General features: G+C 62.9%; 4 protein-coding genes. 1 reads left to right on the top strand and 3 read right to left on the bottom strand.

What is annotated here, in order from left to right; translation table 11 throughout:
- The 3 genes from EN932_RS32725 to dusB all read right to left on the bottom strand — a co-directional run.
- A partial coding sequence (locus EN932_RS32725; protein ID WP_128369391.1) for a response regulator occupies positions 1 to 268 on the bottom strand: 268 nt, incomplete at its 3' end.
- The gene (locus EN932_RS32730; RefSeq protein ID WP_027163473.1) at positions 265 to 1,407 is read right to left on the bottom strand and encodes a nitrogen regulation protein NR(II); all 1,143 of its coding nucleotides are present in this window, start codon (positions 1,405 to 1,407) and stop codon (positions 265 to 267) included. The genes EN932_RS32725 and EN932_RS32730, both read right to left, overlap by 4 nt.
- Positions 1,404 to 2,432 carry a tRNA dihydrouridine synthase DusB gene (gene dusB, locus EN932_RS32735; RefSeq protein WP_127369737.1) on the bottom strand — a complete coding sequence of 343 codons (1,029 nt, stop codon included), beginning with the start codon at positions 2,430 to 2,432 and terminating at the stop codon, positions 1,404 to 1,406. The genes EN932_RS32730 and dusB overlap by 4 nt, the downstream gene beginning before the upstream one ends.
- Before the next feature lie 243 nt (positions 2,433 to 2,675).
- Between dusB and EN932_RS32740 the strand changes: the two genes are divergently transcribed.
- On the top strand, positions 2,676 to 2,953 hold a 278-nt coding region (locus EN932_RS32740), incomplete at its 3' end, for a 2-C-methyl-D-erythritol 4-phosphate cytidylyltransferase (protein WP_206618989.1).

Here is a 2,953-nt window from a genome sequence, read left to right on the forward strand (position 1 = left end):
TCATGAAGGTGTTCTGGGCGCTCATGACGATGACCGGCAGTTCCGGCCTCGCCTTCTTGATGCGCGGCAGCATGTCGAAGGCGTTTTCGTCCGGCATCACCACATCGGTGATGACAAGATCGCCCTCGCCCGCCGCCACCCAGCGCCACAAAGTCGAAGCATTGGAGGTGACGCGCACCTCGTGGCCGACGCGCGAAAGCGCCTGGTTGAGGACAGTGCGGATCGCCGCATCGTCGTCGGCGACGAGAATATTGCCGCGAACGGTCATTTGCGGTCTCCTTCACCGTCTTCATCGGCGCCGTATGGCGCTTCTTTCCAGGCCGGCATCAGGATGCGGAATGTGGTCCCGCGCGGCGTCGATTCGCATTCGATGATGCCGCCATGTTCGCCGACGATTTTGGCGACCAGCGCCAGCCCCAGCCCCGAGCCGTTCGGCTTGGTGGTGATGAACGGGTCGAACAGGATCGGCAGGATATCTTCCGAGACGCCGGAACCATTGTCACGCACGCAAAATTCCAGCGGCAGCGACACGCGGTCCTGCGTGCCCGGAACGGAAACACGGATGCCTGGCCGGAAGGCGGTCGACAGCATGATCTCGCCCTGCGGGTCACTGCCGATCGCCTCGGCGGCGTTCTTGACCAGGTTGAGGAACACCTGGATCAACTGGTCGCGGTTGGCAAACACCGGAGGCAACGAAGGATCATAGTCCTCCAATATCTTGATTCTCTTGGCAAAACCGTTCTTGGCAATGGCCTTCACATGGTCGAGCACGACATGGATGTTGACGGGGTAGCGGTCGATCGGCCGCTCGTCGGAAAACACCTCCATGCGATCGACCAGCGACACGATGCGGTCGGTCTCGTCGGTGATCAGCCGCGTCAGCGCACGGTCTTCGTCGGAAGCCGACAGTTCCAGCAACTGGGCAGCGCCGCGGATGCCGGAGAGCGGGTTCTTGATCTCATGGGCAAGCATCGCCGCCAAGCCGGTGACCGAGCGCGCCGCACCGCGATGCGTCATCTGCCGGTCGATCTTGTCGGCCATCGACCGTTCCTGGAACATAACCACCACCGAGCCCGGAAATTCCGGTACCGGCGCGACATAGAGATCGACGACCTTCTCGATGCCGAGACGCGGCGACGACACGTCGACCCGATACTCGTTGACCGGTGCCAGGCGCTCGCGCACCTGGTCGACCAGCGTCAGCAGCGGGCTGCCGAAGGGAATGAGTTTTGACAGCGTGTTGCGGGCGAGCATGGTCGCGCTTGAACGAAAGAAGTCCTCCGCGTCGGCGTTGGCAAAGGTGATGAAGCCTTCCTCGCTGATCATGATCACCGGGCGGCGGATGGTGTTGAGCACGATCTGGGCGGCATCCGCCATTTCAGCGCCTTGGCCGGCGGCGGCGTTCATGCGGCACTCCGCAGGGTCAAAGGTTGCGGATCGCGCGAAAACACATCGCGCAGCAAGGCAATGACGCGCGCGGGCTCGAATGCGGTCAGTACGGCCTTTCGGCTGTCGTCGGCGACGCCGCCTGCATGCCGATCAAGATACCAGCCGAGATGCTTGCGCGCCTGGCGCAGGCCGCTTTCGGCGCCGTAGAGCGCCAGCATATCCTCATAGTGGGCCACGATGTAGTCGGCGAGCGCCGTCGGGTTCTGTGGAATATTTGGCGTCATTTCGCCTGTCGCTGCGGCCGCAATGCCACCTGCGATCCAGGGCGCGCCATAATGGGCACGGCCGATCATCACGGCGTCGGCACCCGATTGATCGAGAATGTCGGCCGCTTCCGCCGGCGAAGAGACGTCACCATTGGCGACGACCGGGATGGACACGGCTTCCTTGACGCGGGCGATGGCGCGCCAGTCGGCCTTGCCCTGATAGAACTGGCAGCGCGTTCGGCCGTGCACGGTCACCATGCTGACACCGGCCTGCTCGGCGCGCCGCGCCAGCATCGGCGCGTTGAGCGCGCCTTCGTCCCAGCCAAGCCGCATCTTGACCGTCACTGGCACCTCGACCGCGCCGACAACGGCGTCGATCAGCGACAGTGCGTGGTCGAGATCCAGCATCAATGCCGAGCCGGCATAACCGCCGGTGACCTTCTTGGCCGGGCATCCCATGTTGATGTCGATAATGTCGGCGCCCTCGCCGGCGGCGATTCTGGCACCTTCGGCCATGTGCATCGCCTCACGGCCGGCCAGCTGAACCATATGGACGGGCAGGCCGGAGTGGCGTATGCGCAGGTTGAAACCGGCCCTGCCCTTGGCGAGCTCGCCGCTGGCAACCATTTCGGACACGACCAGGCCCGCGCCATGCGCGTGGGCACGCTGCCGGAACGGCTCGTCCGTAATGCCCGACATCGGCGCGAGGAACACGCGATTGCGGAGTTTCACGCCGCCGACGTTAAGCGGCGCGGCCAATTTGGTCAAATTAACCATGCACAAAAACCAAGCATCTTCATTCGTTGCACATTCTCTAGCCATATCGGCCGCAATGTGCAACGCGGAATGACGCCACATTAAGGCGCAATTGGGAAAATGCTGGCCTTCGGGATTGGGTGTGGCCAAAGCGCCGCGCGCCCCGTGGGACGCGCAAAGGACGCTTTGGGATTCATATTTGACGCACGATCTTTGCCGAAAACCGATTACACTTTTCGGGATCGTGCGCTAAGCCAATCTGCAATGACTGACGCAAGTGAAAATCACGTTTCGAGTGCGGATGGCAAGGTCGCGGTGGTAATCGTCGCGGCCGGCCGTGGTGCGCGCGCCGGACAGGCCAACGGACCGAAGCAATATCAACACATTGGCGGCTTTGCCGTTATCGCACACACGCTTGACATTTTTCTGGCCCACCCGCGGACCAGCGAGATCGTCGTCGCCATTCATGCTGACGACCATGAACTGTTCCGGCAGGCGGCGGGCACCAACGCCGAGCGCGTTAGCGCCGTTATCGGCGGGGG

This window comes from Mesorhizobium sp. M7A.F.Ca.US.002.01.1.1 (assembly GCF_004022955.1).
GTDB lineage: Bacteria > Pseudomonadota > Alphaproteobacteria > Rhizobiales > Rhizobiaceae > Mesorhizobium > Mesorhizobium ciceri.